This is a genomic window from Pseudoalteromonas sp. NH0006-26 (assembly GCF_057552415.1).
The window spans coordinates 141,681-161,006 of record NZ_BAAJMJ010000005.1 but is presented as its reverse complement, the minus strand read 5'-3'; the positions used below and the strand labels follow the sequence as shown (position 1 = coordinate 161,006).

Annotated in this window: 15 protein-coding genes; 1 reads left to right on the top strand and 14 read right to left on the bottom strand. The window is 37.6% G+C overall.

Annotation, left to right across the window (positions count from 1 at the left end; translation table 11 throughout):
- Positions 1 to 247 precede the first annotated feature (247 nt).
- Positions 248 to 1,687, top strand: coding sequence for a 16S rRNA (cytosine(1407)-C(5))-methyltransferase RsmF (gene rsmF / locus AC27JR_RS09525; protein ID WP_487173516.1), 1,440 nt, complete (start codon positions 248 to 250; stop codon positions 1,685 to 1,687).
- A gap of 1,369 nt (positions 1,688 to 3,056) precedes the next feature.
- Here the strand turns inward: rsmF and AC27JR_RS09520 are convergent.
- From AC27JR_RS09520 to AC27JR_RS09455, 14 genes are all read right to left on the bottom strand, one after another.
- Positions 3,057 to 3,770 carry a VpsP family polysaccharide biosynthesis protein gene (locus AC27JR_RS09520; RefSeq protein ID WP_487173432.1) on the bottom strand — a complete coding sequence of 238 codons (714 nt, stop codon included), beginning with the start codon at positions 3,768 to 3,770 and terminating at the stop codon, positions 3,057 to 3,059.
- Positions 3,763 to 4,491, bottom strand: coding sequence for a tyrosine-protein phosphatase (locus tag AC27JR_RS09515; RefSeq protein ID WP_487173431.1), 729 nt, complete (start codon positions 4,489 to 4,491; stop codon positions 3,763 to 3,765). The genes AC27JR_RS09520 and AC27JR_RS09515 overlap by 8 nt, the downstream gene beginning before the upstream one ends.
- A 12-nt stretch (positions 4,492 to 4,503) precedes the next feature.
- Positions 4,504 to 6,711: a GumC family protein gene (locus AC27JR_RS09510; RefSeq protein WP_487173430.1), complete on the bottom strand. Its 2,208-nt coding sequence runs from the start codon at positions 6,709 to 6,711 to the stop codon at positions 4,504 to 4,506.
- A gap of 24 nt (positions 6,712 to 6,735) precedes the next feature.
- Positions 6,736 to 7,257, bottom strand: a complete 522-nt coding sequence (locus AC27JR_RS09505) for a polysaccharide biosynthesis/export family protein (protein WP_487173429.1) — start codon at positions 7,255 to 7,257, stop codon at positions 6,736 to 6,738.
- Entirely contained in the window at positions 7,254 to 8,468 is a 1,215-nt protein-coding gene (locus tag AC27JR_RS09500) for an outer membrane beta-barrel protein (RefSeq protein ID WP_487173428.1), read from the bottom strand. The genes AC27JR_RS09505 and AC27JR_RS09500 overlap by 4 nt, the downstream gene beginning before the upstream one ends.
- Complete coding sequence (locus AC27JR_RS09495; protein WP_487173427.1) at positions 8,452 to 9,855, bottom strand: undecaprenyl-phosphate glucose phosphotransferase; 1,404 nt, start codon at positions 9,853 to 9,855, stop codon at positions 8,452 to 8,454. The genes AC27JR_RS09500 and AC27JR_RS09495 overlap by 17 nt, the downstream gene beginning before the upstream one ends.
- A 189-nt stretch (positions 9,856 to 10,044) precedes the next feature.
- Positions 10,045 to 10,395, bottom strand: a complete 351-nt coding sequence (locus tag AC27JR_RS09490; RefSeq protein WP_487173426.1) for a 3-phosphoshikimate 1-carboxyvinyltransferase — start codon at positions 10,393 to 10,395, stop codon at positions 10,045 to 10,047.
- A gap of 156 nt (positions 10,396 to 10,551) precedes the next feature.
- On the bottom strand, positions 10,552 to 12,783 hold the full coding sequence (locus AC27JR_RS09485) for a choice-of-anchor A family protein (protein ID WP_487173425.1): 2,232 nt from the start codon (positions 12,781 to 12,783) through the stop codon (positions 10,552 to 10,554).
- Positions 12,784 to 13,179: 396 nt separating this feature from the next.
- Positions 13,180 to 13,926: a WecB/TagA/CpsF family glycosyltransferase gene (locus AC27JR_RS09480; protein WP_487173424.1), complete on the bottom strand. Its 747-nt coding sequence runs from the start codon at positions 13,924 to 13,926 to the stop codon at positions 13,180 to 13,182.
- Between the two features lie 15 nt (positions 13,927 to 13,941).
- The gene (locus AC27JR_RS09475; RefSeq protein WP_487173423.1) at positions 13,942 to 15,132 is read right to left on the bottom strand and encodes an aspartate-semialdehyde dehydrogenase; all 1,191 of its coding nucleotides are present in this window, start codon (positions 15,130 to 15,132) and stop codon (positions 13,942 to 13,944) included.
- Positions 15,110 to 16,165, bottom strand: a complete 1,056-nt coding sequence (locus AC27JR_RS09470; protein ID WP_487173422.1) for a glycosyltransferase family 4 protein — start codon at positions 16,163 to 16,165, stop codon at positions 15,110 to 15,112. Before AC27JR_RS09470 ends, AC27JR_RS09475 begins: the two co-directional genes overlap by 23 nt.
- Complete coding sequence (locus tag AC27JR_RS09465) at positions 16,165 to 17,493, bottom strand: phenylacetate--CoA ligase family protein (RefSeq protein WP_487173421.1); 1,329 nt, start codon at positions 17,491 to 17,493, stop codon at positions 16,165 to 16,167. Before AC27JR_RS09465 ends, AC27JR_RS09470 begins: the two co-directional genes overlap by 1 nt.
- Positions 17,480 to 18,496 (bottom strand): polysaccharide deacetylase family protein, encoded by a 1,017-nt coding sequence (locus tag AC27JR_RS09460; protein WP_487173420.1) that lies wholly within the window; start codon positions 18,494 to 18,496, stop codon positions 17,480 to 17,482. Before AC27JR_RS09460 ends, AC27JR_RS09465 begins: the two co-directional genes overlap by 14 nt.
- Positions 18,487 to 19,326 carry an AAC(3) family N-acetyltransferase gene (locus tag AC27JR_RS09455; RefSeq protein ID WP_064664292.1) on the bottom strand — a complete coding sequence of 280 codons (840 nt, stop codon included), beginning with the start codon at positions 19,324 to 19,326 and terminating at the stop codon, positions 18,487 to 18,489. Before AC27JR_RS09455 ends, AC27JR_RS09460 begins: the two co-directional genes overlap by 10 nt.

The following is a 19,326-nucleotide window of genomic DNA, read 5'->3' as shown; positions in this document are numbered from 1 at the left end:
TCGACAATTTATGGTTTAACTATGTGCTTATTAACCTACACTGTCAACCCTGAAAACGCTGAAAATGAATAAAAAACCACCAGATTGTCGACAGCATTAGCTAAAAGTATAATAAAAGATAGTATTTAAACCGCTTTACTGAATAAGGTGTCGACACTTTAAAAGGGTTACTCTTTCATTTTTAACACTGAAAAAAAGCGTTAAAAATGCTATTATCCGGCTTTAATTTTATTGTATGAGCCAAATCGTGGACGCTAACACTTATATCCCAGAGCAATTTATTGACGACGTAAAAACTTATCTGCCTGATCACCTTACATTAGATGATTTTTTAAATGCGTGTCGTCGACCTTTACGTAAGTCTGTTCGCGTTAATACATTAAAAATGAGTGTTGAAGAATTTAAACGCCACGCAGCTCAAAAAAATTGGCAACTCACTGCCATACCCTGGTGCGATGAAGGTTTTTGGCTAGAGCGCCCAAACGATGAAGAGCAAAATTTAGCGCTAGGTAATACCGACTTACACTTAAGCGGCGCTATGTATGTACAAGAGGCAAGCTCAATGCTGCCGCCAATCGCACTAAAGCAAAGCCTTAAAACCAGTGACACAGTGCTCGATATGGCCTCGGCACCAGGTTCTAAAACTTCACAACTAGCTGCACTAATGAACAATCAAGGTGTTTTGGTTGCAAATGAGCTGTCGTCATCGCGCTTAAAAGTACTTAGCGCTACGCTAAAGCGCATGGGTGTTGGTAATTGTGCGTTATCGCATTTTGATGGCGTGGTATTTGGTAATTACATGTTTGAATGCTTTGATAATATTTTGCTTGATGCGCCCTGCTCGGGTGAAGGCACGGTTCGTAAAGACAGTGATGCACTAAAAAATTGGTCTATCGAATCAAACATTACTATTGCCCAAGTACAAAAAGATCTGATTAAAAGCGCATTTTATGCACTTAAACCTGGCGGTACACTAGTGTATTCAACCTGTACATTAACCCCACTCGAAAACCAACAAGTGTGTGATGCATTGCTAGAAGAGTTTGGCGAATACATTACGCCAGAGCCTTTAAATGACCTTTTCCCTGGGGCCGAAAAGGCCACCACTGAGCAAGGCTATTTGCATGTATGGCCGCAAACATTCGATAGTGAAGGCTTTTTTATTGCTAAATTTAAAAAGCACAGCAGCTGCGAAAACCAAAACATTAAAGTGAAAAAAGGGGCATTCCCGTTTAACCACTTTGACAGTAAACAGCAAGATGCGTTTATGAGCTCCCTCAAAAAGCAATTTGGTTTAACAAGCCTGCCAGGTACTTTAATGCAGCGCGACAAAGAGCTTTGGCTGTTCCCAAATGAATTTGAAGCGATACAAAATAAAATAAAATACGCGCGGTTAGGTATTCAGATAGGCGTTATTCATAAAAATGGGGTGCGCCTCGCTCACGAGTTTGCCACCGTATTTGGTAAGCAATGTAAAAGTAATGTACTGGAATTAACCAATCAACAAGCCAGCGATTACTTTAATGGCAAAGACATTCGTTTGGATGACGTTGTTAAGGCAACGGGTGAAGTAATATTAACTTTATGCGATTGCCCGATTGGCTTAGGTAAATGGCAAAAAAATAAGGTTAAAAACTCACTACCTCGAGATTTAGTGCAAAATACGCAGTTAATAAACTGGGAGTAAACCCTAGCTTAAGTGTAATAAAGATGTGCATAACAATTGTAACCCACTGTAATTATTGCAGTATAAAAAACGAACAAAAGTATGTGTTTTTGAAGCTTTTGACTATACTTAAATAACTTTCTTCTTCTCCCTAAGAATCTGAAAGTGTCTTTAGTTAGCGCAGGGCTTACATATGAGCCCCTCTATAACCCAGAGTTCCTTATAGCTCTGGGTCTTTTTTTGTCTAGGCGAAAGTTAACGAGCTGCAAGAGTCGGGTTACGAGCTTAATCCCTCACCTAGTCCTATATTACAATAAGAACTTAGTGATTTATTTACCACAGAGGATAGGAGAAAACAGAGAAAGTGATTAAAGATAAAGGTTAAAGAACTGTTCTTAGTTATTAGATTTTCGCAATTAAAGCTCTTTCTCTGTGCAGCGTGAAGCGCCTCGGTGCTCTCTGTGGTTCAAAAAAAGGTTAAAGTCGAGAGTTAACGGGTTGTGGGGATCTGACAACCGGACCTGGGCATTACAATAAGCTCTTAAAGATTTATTTACCACAGAGGATAGGAGCACACAGAGAAAGTGATTAAAGAAAAAGGTTAAAGAACTGTTGTTAGTTATTAGATTTCCAAAATTGAAGCTTTTTCTCTGTGCAGCGCGAAGCGCCTCGGTGCTCTCTGTGGTTCAAAAAAAGGTTTTAGGAGATAGCTAACGGGTTGCGGGGATCCGACAACCGGACCTGGGCATTACAATAAGCTCTTAAATATTTATTTACGACAGAGGATAGGAGAAAACAGAGGAAGTGATTAAAGACAAAGGTTAAAGAACTGTTGTTAGTTATTAGATTTCCAAAATTGAAGCTTTTTCTCTGTGCAGCGCGAAGCGCCTCGGTGCTCTCTGTGGTTCAAAAAAAGGTTTTAGGAGATAGCTAACGGGTTGCGGGGATCGGACAACCGGGCCTGGGCATTACAATAAGCTCTTAAAGATTTATTTACCACAGAGGATAGGAGAAAACAGAGAAAGTAATTTCCAAAATTGAAGCTCTTTCTCTGTGCAGCGCGAAGCGCCTCGGTGCCCTCTGTGGTTCAAAAAAAGGTTAAAGTCGAGAGTTAACGGGTTGTGGGGATCGGACAACCGGACCTGGGCATTACAATAAGCTCTTAAAGATTTATTTACCACAGAGGATAGGAGCACACAGAGGAAGTGATTAAAGACAAAGGTTAAAGAACTGTTGTTAGTTATTAGATTTCCAAAATTGAAGCTTTTTCTCTGTGCAGCGCGAAGCGCCTCGGTGCTCTCTGTGGTTCAAAAAAAGGTTAAAGTTCAGAGTAAACGAGTTGCGAGGCTCAAGGCCCGAAACCCGTTACTCGAAGCCCGTGGCTCGTGTTTTAACCACAGTATTTATTAAACATCCAACTACCTCTAACCGCCTCATAATGAGAACCAAATTGAAGCGATAAACACACTATTGGCAAGCGATTCATTTGCTCAGCCATACTAAATACATCATAAAATTTATAACCATATTTAGAAGCTAATTTTAGCTCATTCAAATAAAGAGCTTTGTAGGTGGGTGATAGCTCATTCCAATGCATTAACGCAATTTGAATAATACCTAAGTGAACATCTAACTTATAAGGGCCAACTTTTTTAGCTTGCTGAATATAATTATATACCCGCTCGGTAGGCCCCTCTTGATAACTTACAACTTGCGCCAAGCTAATCCAGGTTAGTGCCCAGGTTTGTCTTAACTCAACCGACTTTAATAACGCTTGCTCAGCTTGTTGATATGTTTGCTTTACTTTATCTGATTGCTCACCTGATGTTGTATCAATACCGGCCAAACCTAGCATTTTTATATGAGCTAAAAAATGCCAATAATGCGGGTGTTCAGGATCCATATTAGTGGCTAAGGTAATTGCATTTTCTGCCGCCTGAAGCGATGAACCAGACAAAGCACCATCCGACTCTTGCACAATATTTAGCGCATTAAAGTACCACGCATTAGCACGCATACTTTGCATGCTGGTATAAGCAATAACAAGTACTACCATGGCTAATGTAACTGCAGGAACTACCTTAAACATATTTAATTTAGTCATTAAATAAGCACTCGGTTAATTGTAGCGGGTTAGTTACAAAAAGCGCTGTGGCCTGCTCTTCACCTATTAACTGCGCTACTGTTTTTCTAGCTTGGCTTAAAATAGGCGGTCGGCGCTTTACTGAATGGGCATCAGAGGCAACATAGTTCACTAAACCATCTTTTAGCATTTGTAACGCTATAGTGTGGGCGCTTTCGCCCCACTCACCTTCAATGCTCGATGCTGTTAATTGAAAGTCGCAGCCTAACTGCTTTAAGTGCTGAATATAATAAAGGTTTGACTGAATATCGCGGTTGCGCTCTGGGTGCGGAATAATAACGCGTATATTTTTTTTGGCGAGCCACTGAATAAACTTATCGTAACCTTGTGGCATGTGTGAATGCGGTAACTCTAATAACAACACATTTTTGTCTGCTATTTTACCAATAAAAGGCAGCTTATTAGCCATCACCATTGCCATAAGTTCTATGTCTAAACGCACCTCTGCAGCGGCCGCTAATTTAACATTAATACCTTCTTTATGTGCCTCTAGCTTTAAACTTTGTAAATCGTTTTGTATTTGATTATTCGCATTGTTAAAGCGACCCACATGTATATGTGGCGTTGCTACCATATGAGTAATACCATCGTTTTCGGCCAATTTTAAAAGCGCTAAAGATTCAGTTAAATCTTTAGCGCCATCATCAATACCCGGCAAAATATGCGTATGAATATCAATCATAAATTAACTTCGTTACGCTTGTGGCTTTTCAGGTTGCTGAGAGTAATCGTAATAATCATAGTAACCATGACTATGCTCATCTTTAGATTTGCTCATATCTACCTGGTTTAGTACCACACCAGCAACATGGGCTTTTACTTCAAATAAACGCTCAAGGCCGGCTGTAATTGGTTTGATACGGGTTATGTCGGATTTAACAACATATACTACCGAATCAACACTTTGTGCGATTACTAAGGCATCGCTCACTGCTTGTGTAGGCGGAGTATCAACAATAATGTGATCGTACTGTGTTTTTAACTCACCAAGTAGCTCAGCAAAACGTGGATTTGATAACAGCTCAAGCGGGTTAGACGGTATTTGCCCGCTTGGCATAATTGTTACACCCGATTGCGTGTCAACATGAACACACTCAGCTAATTGCTCAGTACCAATCATTAAATTACTTAAACCTGGGTGAAATACCGGTATATCAAAACGTTTAGCTAACGTTGGTTTACGTAAATCGGCATCAATTAGTAGTACTTTGCCCATTTGTGCCAACGACATAGCTAAGTTTGCAGAGGTGGTGGTTTTACCTTCCCCTGGGGAGGTAGAGGTAACCGCAATAACTTGATGCGCTCTATCTAATTGAGTTAGCAACAAACTAGTGCGAAAGGTACGTACCGACTCAGCAAAGCGGCGGTAAGTATCTTCTAAATAAGCATGAATCGGAAAATAGCTCTTTTTAGGAACTGCAACATGCGGCAATAAACCTAACATGCGCTGTGCGAGTTTATTTTCTACATCATTTTTATTTTTAACTGTGTCGTTTAAGGCATCAAAAACAAAAGTCATTACCACTGCAAACCCAAAACTCGCCACAAAGGCTAAAATAACAATTAACTTTTTGTTAGGTTTGCTTGGATCTTTAGGTGCATAAGCACGGTCAGTAAAACGTGCGGCAGCCGAGCTAAAGTCACTGGTTACTTCGGTTTCTTTTGAGCGAGATAAAAAGGTATTAAAAATATTACGGTTTGTTTCAACTTCGCGCTTTAACTGATTGTATTGAGTTTCTTTACGCGTTACCTCTTGATACTCAGCACGAATTTTAGCTAAATCACGCTCAAGCGCATTTACAGTGCGCGTTGTTCTGTTTAGCTCTTTTTCAATACCGGTAATTAACCCTTTAATTTGCTTGTTAAGGTTAGTTTTAACCGTGGCAAGCTCAGCCTTAGCTGAGATCATTTTTGGATGCTTAGGGCCATAAACTTCTGCAAGTTCACTTACCTTACGCTCAACGAGTACTACTTCACGTTTAACGTCTTGTATTACACGGTGCGAGGTAATTTCAGGCATGCTACCCAATAGCTCTATGTTATCGTTACCATATTCGTTAATTACACGGTTTATGCTTTCAAGGTTATTTTTAGTCGCTCGCGCATCTACTAGCTGTTTGGAGGTTTGCTCAAGCTCTTGGGTAACCAAACCTGCAATACCTTCTATATCAACCAGCTTTTGTTCTTCTCGGTAAGCTTGTAAACGCACTTCAGAGCTATCTAGTTGTATACGTAATTCAGATAAACGCGTGTTTAACCAACTCGATGCCTGCTGGGTAATGCCCATTTTAGCGCGCATTTGGCTTTCTATGTAAACCTCGCCAACAGTATTAGCAACTAGTGCAGCTAACTTAGGATCGCTCGACTCAAAACTTACACGCACTAGCTGCGTTTTCATTATAGGAGACACACTTAAACGAGACTTAAATGCAGCTAATAAGCCCAGCATCTCACGCTCTGCTTGCTCCTCCTCTGTAAGAACTAAGCTTTCTTTTTTATTTAAAAAAGGCAGTAACTGTTTAACCATACTTTTTAGCTCACCGGTGAATGACGGTTTCGCAATAAAGTCGGTATGATCTTTTAAATTAAGTTTAGTTATAACCTCACGGGCAATGCTATTTGACTTAATTACTTCAAACTGGGTTAAGTAATACTCTTTTTTAGTAGAATCTAAGCCATAAATTTCATCAAAACTCACCGCTTTGGTTTGCTCCGACTCAATCAATAAAGTGGCTGTGGCGGTGTACTTGGGCACTAAGGTTAACGCAACCATTATAGTGAGCAAGGTAACTACAATTGCAAAACCTAAAATTTTCCATTTGCTTTGCTTAATAACATTAAGATAAGCACCTAAATCAATAACTTCCTCGTTGTTGCTAGGCTTTTCAGAGTGTGTATTCATTTTTTAATTACTGCCTTAAACTGCTTAAAACAAGCGCTGTTCTATTTTTATGGTGTCACCCGCTGCAATTTGGCTGTTTAAACTACCCTTTTGTTGCTGCTGTTTGGTTTGCTCTTTAAAAATAAATATTTTGTCAACTGAGGCGCGCTCGGTTAATCCACCGGCCAATGCTATGGCTTGGTTTACCGTCATGGCGGGCTGGTAAGGGTAAGCACCAGGTTCTTTAACCTCACCATGTATATAAAATGGGCGGTATTCTATAACTTGCGCATACACATTAGGGTTAACTAAGTAATCAGGTTGTAAGCCTTCGCTTATTGTTTGCTCTACTTGCGAAACACTTAAACCCACAAGTTTAACCTTTCCTAAAAATGGGTAATTAATCTCACCGCTATTACCCAGCAGTGAGGTTACATCTAAATCGGGCTGACCAAATACTTTTATTTCTATTTTATCACCGGCCCCTAAAATGTAGTTTTGCGAATCGTTCGCAAAACTACCAAAGCTCAACATAAATATTAAAGCTATTAAAATTTTAACCTTCATTTATTACTCTTTAATGCAAATGTAAAGTTAAGGCCAACAATAACTCGGTCAAACTCAATATTAGTTTCGGTTGAGTCACGATCAATAAAATCAATATAACCACTAACCATACCAAAATTTGTAGCTAAATAATTTAAGCCTAGGCGGGCGTTTTTTACTTTATCTTTTCGGTTAAAGCTACCCGAGTATTGTTGGTCTATATAATTAGCACTAACTACCGAGCTTAAGTAGTCGCTCCAATCATGCTGCCATGTTGCACCGTAAACACTCTCGCGGATGTAATCGCCTTCAAGTAATGGATCTTTTGCGGCACGGCTAGTAACCAGTTGTAACGTTGTATAGGTTAACGGCTTCCAAACAGCGGCAGCTTCCCAGCTTAAACCGCTAAAATTTTCACGCAGGTTTGAATCAAAATCTTTATTTTGGTAACCCACTTTGAACGAGCCAGTAGTAATGGCGGTAGCTTCCCACTCCATACCTAAAAGTACTTTTACATCATCTGAATCGCGGGTAATACCGTTTGAGTCGATCACATCATAATGGTAGTTTTCTTGCTTTACTTCTAAAAATGCGCGCGTACCTGCTTGGGTATTATAATAACCAATAATTCCTAGCATAGGCTTATCGTAATCTCGGTATTGCGAGATTGCGGTAAAGTTTTGATAATTTTTATTATAGTAACCCGTTATTAAAGCAAGCTGCGCCTTTGAGCTTAATGCGCCGTATTCGTAACGAGCGTTTAAATTTTGTTGCTGATAATGAACCAGCTCATCAATAGCATTGCCTTGGCCTTCGGTTAAGCCACCACCGCGCGGCTCATATAGCCAGTCACTATCGCCTGTTACATCAAGGCGGTGTTGGCTAGTAAACTCTTTATGCACACCCACACCTACATTTACTTGAGTAAAGTTATCGGTAGTGTCTTTATTATGAAACGACGTGCTAGATGCAATATCAAAATTATAGGTATCGGGCCCGTCTTCAATTAAAGCGTTTAAGCTTGGCGCTATATTCCAAATTAAGCGAGTTTCTGTCGCCGACGGCGTCATAAAAAAGTTGTCGTTGCTACTAACCCCAAGCTGTAATGTAGGTGTAACTGCGGCGCCGTCTTTGGTAATAATACTGCCTGCAGGTAAGTCAACAGCAACTGCAGGGGCAGAGAGCCCTAACGCTACAAGTAAAGGTGTAATTTTATTAGTATGCGTTTTCACTTTTAAATCCCTTAAAAATTGTCATAAATATTATTTTAACATCAAACCATAAAGACCAATGTTTAATGTAATGTAAGTCGTATTCAACTCGCTTGGCCATTTTATCGAGAGTATCTGTTTCGCCGCGCCAGCCGTTAATTTGTGCCCAACCGGTAATGCCCGGTTTAGTTTTATGCCTAAACATATAAAACTCCACTTTTTTTCGGTACTCTTCATTATGGGCAACAGCATGAGGCCTCGGCCCAACAATAGACATATCGCCTTTTAAAACATTTATAAATTGTGGCAGTTCATCCAAGCTAGTGCGGCGTAAAAAACCACCTAATGGGGTAATACGTGCATCGTTTTTTGTTGCTTGCGTCACTACATCGCTGTTTTCGGTCACCGTCATCGAGCGAAACTTCCACACTTTTATTTTTCGGCCATCTAAGCCATAGCGATCTTGCTTAAAAATAATAGGCCCTTTTGATGTCAGCTTTATTGCGGCAGCAATCGTTAATAATACGGGAGTTATTAAGGTAACAATAATAGCTGAAACCACTATATCTTCTGTGCGTTTTATAAATTCATGGGCACCAATACAAGGTGCTTCAAACACGCTTAGCGTGTCTACATCGCCTACATGTTCAATGCGAGCATGTATCAAGTTAGAGAGCAAAAAGTCGGGCACTATGTGCACATCTACGGTAGTATCGCCTAACTGTAGTAAAATATCGGCTATGCGTTTTTGCGCTTTCATGGGGAGGGCAATGTAAAGTATATCTATTTCACCATTGCGTGCAGCATCTACCGCACTTTGAATACGCCCCTCAACACCTTGTTGTTCAAGTTGTTCAAACAGGCGTTCTGGGTTTCTGTCGTCGTAAAAGCCTTTAAAATTAAATCCTAGCTCATCGTGTTTTACAATTTCAGCATATAAGTATGCAGCAGATTCGGTAGCACCAATAATGGCCACGTTGCGTTGCGATAATCCTAATTTACGACGGTTGCGTTTATATAAATAAGCACCCAAGCGCCAAATATATAAATAGGCAACGCTTAGCATAAACCAAATAGCAACCCCCACGCGAGAAAGCGACTCAGTAAATTTAAATAAAAAAGACACAACCAGTAAAAATATAAAAGCAATCACTACACTACCCCATGCACACATCACCATGCTTTTAAATTTACCTGCACGCCAGGAGCGATAAGTAGAAAACACTTCGGCGCAATATAAATAACTAAGTGCAACAGTGAGTACAGAAGCGGCATAAATAGGAGTAAGTTTAAAATTATAAAGAAGGGCTGCGCACTGAAACGCTAAAAATAACGCAAATATATCAAACAATCGGTAAAAATTGGCATCAGAGGAACCTGAGGGTTTAAAAGTCCTTGGAGATGTCATTTTGCTTAATTCCTTGTAGCTAATTCTTAATGGGTTAACCCCACATATTCCACGGGGGATAATATAGTATTAGCCAATTTTGTTCAATTACAGTTCACGACAAAAGTACTAATTTTTATTGTAATAAACATTTAAATGGTATCAACGTTTATTGCAACATATGTATAAACTTAAATATAAAAGCTATCTTTAGCTAAACAAGCCTTTAAACCAACTCCAAACCCCAAACGAATACCCTTCAAAAATATCTATCCCCAATGCCGATTTAATTAAATATATAACCAACAGAACAAATAAAAATAAAAATGTAATCGCAGCACTTAGTAAAAAAGCCTGTGTCATTTTAGCTATTTTTTGTTCTTTAGCGTTAAGCTCGCGCCTATTTCGACCTGCTAATAATACGTAGTAATATCGGTATTTAAATAGTTTAACTACGCCTCTACAATCAACAGTATGGTTACCCCACTGCCTAGCGCCAATAGCTACTTTTAAATGGGCTAGCTGTTCATCAGTAAACGTAGTTTGAACGTTTTTAGGCATTCGCTCCAGCAAACTTCTAATTGCAGGATCATGCTTTAAGTTTGACAAAAAAACCTCAGATTAAACAATAACTAATTAACTTAAAAATACTTTTTACAGGTTTCAATAATAAAAAGCCAATTAAAAATAATTGGCTTTTTAGGGAGGTGTTATTATTTATTTAAGGTTAGCCGAACGGAAAGTATTAGACTTTTCCCAGCTATTCTCTTGTTGTAATGGAAGTGACCCATTTTGGTTTATATTAGTACCTGAGTAAGAATGCTGATTCCATATACGTGTTGCAGAAGCCCAATTACAACTACCCGAGGTTTTAACGTGCACGCCATTCTTCGGCTGTTTATCTCCAAGTAAAAGCCTATTAGAAACAGAGATAATTTCGCCAGAACCATCGCCATCTAAATCCACTACAATCGGGTATTCCCATAAAGTACCTGATGACTGACTAGTTGAGAATACAACCTGATTCTGATTAAAGTCAAAGACTTCTAACTTCTCTTCATCTTGATAAATAACTTCAGATTTTCCGTCATTATTAAAATCATAAGCTACTGTACCCACTCGCATACTAGAAATATCATTAATAGGTGTTGTTGATAGAATAACACCATTAGAATTAATAACTCTAATTTCAGTTGAGCCTGCGTTAATTATTTCAGGAACTCCATCGCCATTAAGGTCAGCTAGTGAGCTTACACCAGCCCCTTCTGTCGCTGATTTTACTCTCCACAACTGATTACCTTCGTGATCGTATAAAGTTATGGTGCCGTCTAAATCTGTTTGAACTATTTCAGGATAAGCGTCATTATCAAAATTAACTGGTAGTGCGAATGTCTCACCATTATCAGCTCCTTTTGACCAAATTACTTCTCCATATTGGTTATACAAAATACCATTAGCTAGAATTTCTTGTACACCATCTAAATCAACATCAACTACAGTAGACTCAACGATACGAAGGGAAGAGTAATTACTTGGCTTTTGTAATTCTCTTACTGATTCATTTTGAATGTCTAAAATTATTTTACCAAAAATAATTTCGGGGTATCCATCAGCATTTAAATCTGAGATAGTTGGATTACCGTATAAGACCCCATCAACTTCTTGGGGTATTGATTTTTTAAGTAAACCTTTATTACTATAAATGTTTAATGTTTTATTTACAGAGTCATAGGCAAAAATATCAATTAATCCATCATCATCTAAATCAGCCAAAGCAACAGAATAGAAAGCGTGTGAGTTAATATGGTTATAACTAATTGAACCGTCTTGATTACTAGTCAACCATAACTCAGAGCCATCGACTCCACTTAATGCCCTTATTATGCCTGGCTTTCTAAACTGGCTTGAATCAAAAGTTACAACCAAAACGTCTACTACATCTTGATCATCAATTATACCATCACCATTATCATCATTTAATTGAGCTGCTAATGGCGTAGAAATTACATCAACATAGGTTGGCGCATATTCACTAGCAGTCCAATTCCATTTGTCAACTATACTAATTTCGTTACAAATAGGTGCTAATGTACTAGGTAAGTTACCATCAAACTCGCCACCTAATAGCGCCATTGAACCGTAAAAGCTTTGGCCAATAATAGGCATTTTAGCTGTACCAAATACCCCTCTAATATCAGCATAAGGAGCTAGTATTACACCTTGCCAACGGTTGCCTTTAATATCGAGCTTTTGCGCATTAGTAAAGTTAAATACGGTTTTGCTTGCATGGTTACGCAGGCGCCAAAAGCTTTTGCCTTTTACATTTACATTATCATCGCCAGTAATATTAAAAATTACTGTTGCATCAGCAGGAATGCCCCATACTTTAAAAGTATGTGCCTTAGCAAAATCACGAGCATCTAAATTAAACACTTGTCTATCTGAGCTACCATCACCTTGTAAATAAAGGCCACCCCATTTACGGTATACTGTACCAGTTTCATCAAGTTCGCTTAGTTCTAAACTTAAATCTTTGTAGTATTGCTCTTGTTCATCAAAGTTAAATGGCAGTGCCGATTCATCTTGGTTAGAAAGGATTTTAGAGCCCCACTCCATACCCCAACGCACACTCCAATGAATATCAGTACTGCCGCCGGCAATCATGCTACCAACATATTGGCGACCATACTTAAAGTCTATGCTTGACTCACTAATTAAATAATATTCTTCTGGGCTGTAAGGGCGAGTGTAACCTACGCTATAGCCTTTAAGGTCAATTTCACCTGCGGCAATCGCACCATCTGCACGGCCAAAATTCGATTTAAAATCTTCAAAAACAAATGCTGAAAAATTATTGGCAACGCCTAAGTCTGCAGCTAGTGTTGTAGAGCTAGCTAAAGTAAGTGCGATCACTGCACTTAGCTTTTTAAATTTTAGTAATGAGTTCATCACTATATCCCTCGAAAATAAAAAGTGCATTATAGGCACCAAATTAAAGTCATTTGTTTAATGAAAGTTAATTCATCAAGCTATTAATGAACATTATATACACAAATAAAATTAAAAGGAACAAAAAACACTACGAAAGTATTAATTTACCGTACCTAAAAAAGAGTGAAAACTTTATATCAATAACTTACAGTTAATTTTGATAAAAATTAATTTCAAAAAATGAAAAACACATCTTAAACAACTAAAAAATGTTAATTTAAAGTTAACAGGGAGCCACCTAAAAAGTAACATCTATTCTTTTTGTTAGCCCTATCTTTTTATCATTTATCTCTGAGAGAGTATATTTGAGAATATGGATGGAGGATAAAAGCCATTTAACTAGGACTCTCAATATTAACTTTTAAACTTATTTTTTATTAACAGGTATGCAAATTTAGAATTTGTAATTAAGTAACGTTTCCACATTCTGTCGGGTTCTTGTATTACCCTGTAAAGCCATTCGAGCCCTGCTTTTTGCATCCATTGTGGTGCGCGCTTTACTTTGCCTGCTACAACATCAAACGTACCACCAACTCCCATAACAAAGTCTACACCGAGTTTGTCTTGCCATTTGTTAATGAAGTTTTCTTTTTTAGGGGAGGTAATAGCAACAAATAATAACTTAGCGCCCGATTCGCGAATTTTAGTGACGACTGCCTCTTCATCCTGCCCCTCTTTATTTCCGAAAAAATACCCATCATGATAACCAGCAATATTTAAATTAGGGTTTTGTGCTTTAACTACTTCTACTGTTTTGCTTACTACCTCTTCGGTAGCGCCTAGTAAAAATACAGGGAAGTCACGCTTGGCGCTCATTGCTAATAATTCATGAAACAAGTCAACCCCAGCAACACGCTCTGGCACATCGTGCCCTAAAAAACGCGCACCAAACACAACACCCATACCATCGATATTAATTACCTCACACGCTTTAACCGACTCAGCTAAAACAGGATCTTTTTGCATGTTGATTATTTTGGCAACATTTACCACTACATGCTGTAAAAATTGCTTTTTCTCAATTCTACTTTCAATAAAAGACACAGTCTCTTGCATGGTGGCAATATCCATGGGTGCTTTTAAAAATTCAATACGTTTCATTTTTAAGTCCGTTTTTTAAAGTTGTTCAGTAACAGCTTTTTTCTCGCTGTTTAATTTATGTCGATTAAAATAAGCAAACGAATAATATACCCATGCTTGTGTCCAACGCACATAGTCAACCTTATTGGTAAAGTACTTATTTTTTTGATAAATAAAACGTTGCTTTTTAGGCATATATAAATTTTGAATAGCGAGGTTTATTACTTTTTCGGCCATCGCAAAGTCATCTGGGGTTTTACCTACTTTTAACAGCGTAAAAACAGCTTGGGACACACTATGCATATCTAGTGGATAACGATTGTTGTTATAATATTTTGCGGTGCCATCTTGCTCAAACAAATGCGTTTTATAATAAGTTAGTCCTTTTGCAATTGCCGATTCAAACTCATTAATTTGTAATTCATCACTCAGTAAGCGAAGCGCCTCTAGGTTATAACCGGTATGAAAGCCATCAATAAACTGATGATGATGGCGTGCACCATACACCCATGAGCCATCACCCCCCTGCTCACTCACCGACTGCCTTGCAGCATTTAAAGCAAGCTGTTTGTAATGTTGGTTATTAGTTAGTACGGCAACTTTTGCAACCCATGCAGCGCCCCAAAGACTGGCATTATGTACAAATGCAGTCTCCCCCGGTATGTAACCAAAAAACTGCCTGTCATCACATTCTTTATATAATGTTTTTACAATAAAATGCGCGCTATCAATTGCAGGTTCTGAGTATTTTTTGTCTTTAGTGACTTCACCTAACGCATATAAAGCCTGTGCTACATATATAGTAGTAATTACATTAGGTTTGCCTTTAGGTACGAAAAAGGCGCGGGCATTCCAGTCAAAGTGATAACCCCAACAACTATGCTGCCAAATAGTTTTATCACTTTGCTGAGTTAATAACCAATCGGCTAACTTTATAGCCTCTTGCAAGTACTCTGCTAGCCCTGTGGATTTATAATCTTCAAGCAAACCTAAAATAAATAAACCGACCCCTTTAGGATTGCGCATTTTAGGTATGCCAAACAATGGCCTGAAATTAATGGCTAAACGTTTATGTAACTGTATCCACGCTAGACCAACCATCCCTTTTTTAAAACGAGGGAAAACCTCAAATAACTTGCTATTTAGGCCATCAAATGGATCAGCTCCACTGTAATTATTGATTATCACTTGCTGAAGTAATAACTTATTTAATTTTTGTAATTTCATTATATACTTTTTCTAATGAAGGAATGACAACATCAAATGAAAATTCCGTATTAAATTTTCTAAATGCATTTGTTTTAACTGCGTTTTTAAACTTTTGATTAGAGAGGTAATTGTTTAGGTGTTTTACTAACTGCCCTCTATCGCCTGCTTTAAACAATAGGCCTGTAACATTATGTTCGATGGCATCTGATATTCCTCCTACGTCAGAGGCTATAACAGCTAAATGGCTTGACATAGCCTCTATCACTCCCATAGGAAAGCCCTCTTTGTAACTAGGTAGACAATAAATATCAGAAGAGCGAAATAATGCTTTTTTAGCCTTGCCACTTACCCAACCAGCAAAAGTAACCTTATTTTCAACACCTAACTCAGTGACTAGTGACTTATAAAACTCGAGATTGCCTGTACCGCCTAAAGTTAGAGTTATAGAGGGATAAATCTGACTCACTTTGGCAAATGCATAAATTAGATCACATACACCTTTGGCTTCTTCTAAACGACCAAGAAATAAAATATGGCCAGCGGTAGGATCTGGATTTTCACAAACCAGCTCTGTTGCGTTATAAACAATCGAAACTTTCGTTGAATTACCTATGGTATCGTTTAACCATGTATACCAACTTTTAGATAAAACAATAATTTTATCTGCTTTAATAAAGGTATTTAAAATATGACGTTTTACCCCTGCGGTCGATGCATCATAAAATAGCTTAAATCCCCCACCATGTAAGTGAATAATAACCTTGCCACCTAAAAGTTTAATAAGCCTAACAAGTAAAGATTTACGCTTATAGCTTCCATTTGATGCCATATGAATATGCACAAAACCAATTTCACGACTTAATAAATAAAAGCATACTAAGATTAAACACTTAAAAAATATAAGCATAGAAGTAACAATGTTAACTTTGCTTTTATGACTTACAATCAGTTTAATATTCCATTTGTCTAATAAACCATATTGTCGATATTGTTGCAGTACAGAAGCAATACCACCTTGCCCCTCTATACTAGTCCCTATCATTAAGTTCATTAAGTTCCCTTTATATAGCAAATTGCTTGGATTGATTTTCCGGTATTAGTTTTTTTTAATTCTGAAACATATTCGAAATTTACTAACATTTCCTGACCTAAGCGAGCCTTTACATTTGCAACCACTACCGCCTGTTGCTCGTTATCAAAGGCACAATCTGCAATAACATTTATGGTAATCTCGCCTAATTTATTCTGTATAAATTGACTGCCAATAATACCTTTTGCACCTTTAACACATTGATCTAGTGCATATACCTTCTCACCTGCAATATTAAAAACATGTTGAACTTCTCTACCCACAATCTCTTTCACAATAGGATAAACCCGCCCACAAGGGCATTCTTTTTCATCACTTAAAACTACTTGATCACCTGTTTTGTAGCGAATGAGCGGAAAGTAAGAGTTGTTATAATTAGTGCCAATAATTTCGTATTTACCGTTTCCTGTAGCTTCAAACTCAACATGTGAATAGTCGGTTAAAATATGGTATCGCCCATGCTCACAGTTAGCAATTGCTGCGACTCTTTCAAATTGACCATACCAATCAAACACTTTACATTGAAAGTATTTTTCAACAACTGCTCTATCGCCATCCGTTAAATTTTCAGAAGACGTTAGAATTGACTTTAATTTGCCAGGGTAGTATTCGTCTTCCTGTTGTAAGTACTTAGCTAATGTGACAATTGATGAGGGATAAGCTTGTATAACATCAACACCAAAGTGATACATTGCTTCAATATAGCTACCTAACACGTCTTTTTTCATATGAAAAGACGATAAAACTATCATGTCTTCAAACCAAGAATAACGCCAAAATGGCCCTGATTTTTGTTCAACCGGGACGACTAAATCTCCTCTTAGCCATGCTCGTTTATCCCCTTTTTTAAAACCAGCCCATGCACGTTGTCGATTAGCAAAAGCTCGTTCTACAACGATAGATTCCCTAGTTTGAGGTATCATTAAAGGCGCACCTGATGTGCCACTTGTTGTTCCATTAATTGTAAAATCAGTTTTACTTTGATTATAAAAATCACTATGACGGCTTTTTACAATACTTTTATCTATTACTGGAAACTTGTCGAAATTATGGCTGTCGATTTTATTATAAAACACAGTATTACTTGTTGCGTTTTGCAAAACCGAGCACAACTTATCTGAGCTATAGTCAGTTAAAATAGAGGAATATTTTTCATTTTTATGTAAGACCTCTTCCAGCTTTTTAGTACCTGCACCATCACGGACACATTTCTTTAGCAACCCCTTAACACTAACAAGAATATTTTGTACAAATATAGGTGAACATCGGTATAGCTTAGTTGTGTACATGATTATGTTTCCATAAGTCAGTCATGGTCTGTGGAGTAAACCCTTCTTTCTTTAGTCTGCGTATTATCGAAGCTAAGGGTGAAAATATTGAGTAATCTTTTGGATGACCAATCAATACAGTTGATGTATCTACCTTATTTTGCATGTGTTCAAGAAAATAGTTAATCTCAACACGGCTTGACAAACACACATCAAAATTTGCATTTGCACTAGCAATAGCTTTCGAATCATCACAACTTGGCTCAAAGCCCCCTTCCACCTTTTTAAGCCTTTTACTCTTTAAGGCAGAGAATATTCTCGCGAAGCTCAACCTTTCACTTAAAGAACTAAACTTAGTCAATAACGGAAACTCAAAAGTACCATAGGGTAATGAAAAAACAGCATCTGACTCATAACTTGAGTAATTATATGCTGATAATTTTGAATGAGTAACATATCCAGGACAAAGTGATGAATCATATAAAATACCAGCATCCTTAAATGCTATGTAAGTTGATTCATCAAACCCTAAATTATATCCACCTGCTCTAAAGCCAATACATTCATAATCAGATGAAATAGGGGTTAATAATCTCTCTAAATACTGCTTGCCTTGAATTAATAAATTTAACTTTGAAGGTTCCGCTTTATCGTCACTTTTTGTAGGGAGTGATGAAAAACGCCAATAATCAAAATTTAAAATCCAACAGTTACTCTTATACTCTGCACCAAACCATTGGGGATGAAGGTGTAATTGTAAATCATGTCCTTCTTTAAGCATTCTCGCAAGTTGTTCTGAAATAACTTTTGCTTCACGTTGATAAACAGCATTATTTGGAAATTCACTAGCTCTATCGATTATTGCTTTTATTTCAAGCTGCTCAATAAAGAATGTTGCTTTTACATTTAATTGTTTTAGTAAATCTAATATCTTACTCGTAGGTTCGACTAAATTCTTAAAAACACAGCCTTTCCCACTGCCAAATAATTCATAGTCAAAAGTTAAACAATAATTTAATGACACTGCCTATTAACTCCTTTTGAAAATAGTTTCCGCCCTTTGCCTAGTAAACTTTCTGTAGAAATAGAATAGCTAATAAAGCCGGTTTTTTTTGATAATATGACTAACTCAGGGCAATACTTATCTAAAAAATCTTTCGGCTCAATCAGTGAAACATCACCATGATGATAATAAGTATCGACATTTTGCATACCAAAATTGGTTTTAACTTTTCCAACCATTTTAGTTTTACTGTATAAGTATTCTTTATCTTGCTCAAACATATCTTCTAACATATGTACAACAGAGCAATTTCGTACACCTAACCCTATGGCTTTTGCATTTTTTAACTGGCTGAATTTATAGTAAGGGCTCCCCTCATCGTATGGATAGGCACACTTTTCATGGTCCTTCACGATTTGTCTTGCATTTTCACCCCAGACAGCAACAGCTTTAATAGGATGAATACTAATTTGTACATTTTCTGTTTGACTAAAAACCTGGGCAAGTGCACCTGTGGAGCAACGTATTGTTTTAGCATCAAATACTCGTCCACTTTCAAGCCAATGTCTTGATAAACCGGGAGGATAAAAAGGCATCATAATATGCCCATTCGGCCCAACCACTTCTTTTAGAGTAGTTATAAGTACATTGGGAGTAAAATCGGCATTTAAGAAACCGAAGCCGCAATGCACTATAATGGAATCACCTTTTTGTATGTATAGATCGTTAACTAACAAATTTCTAAAATGAGCTAAGGAAGTTTTTTCACCTCCGCTATTTTTACGCTTCATTTTATACTTGTATTTTCGTAATATCTGAAAAAGTGAGGATGACTTTAAATAAGCAATCAT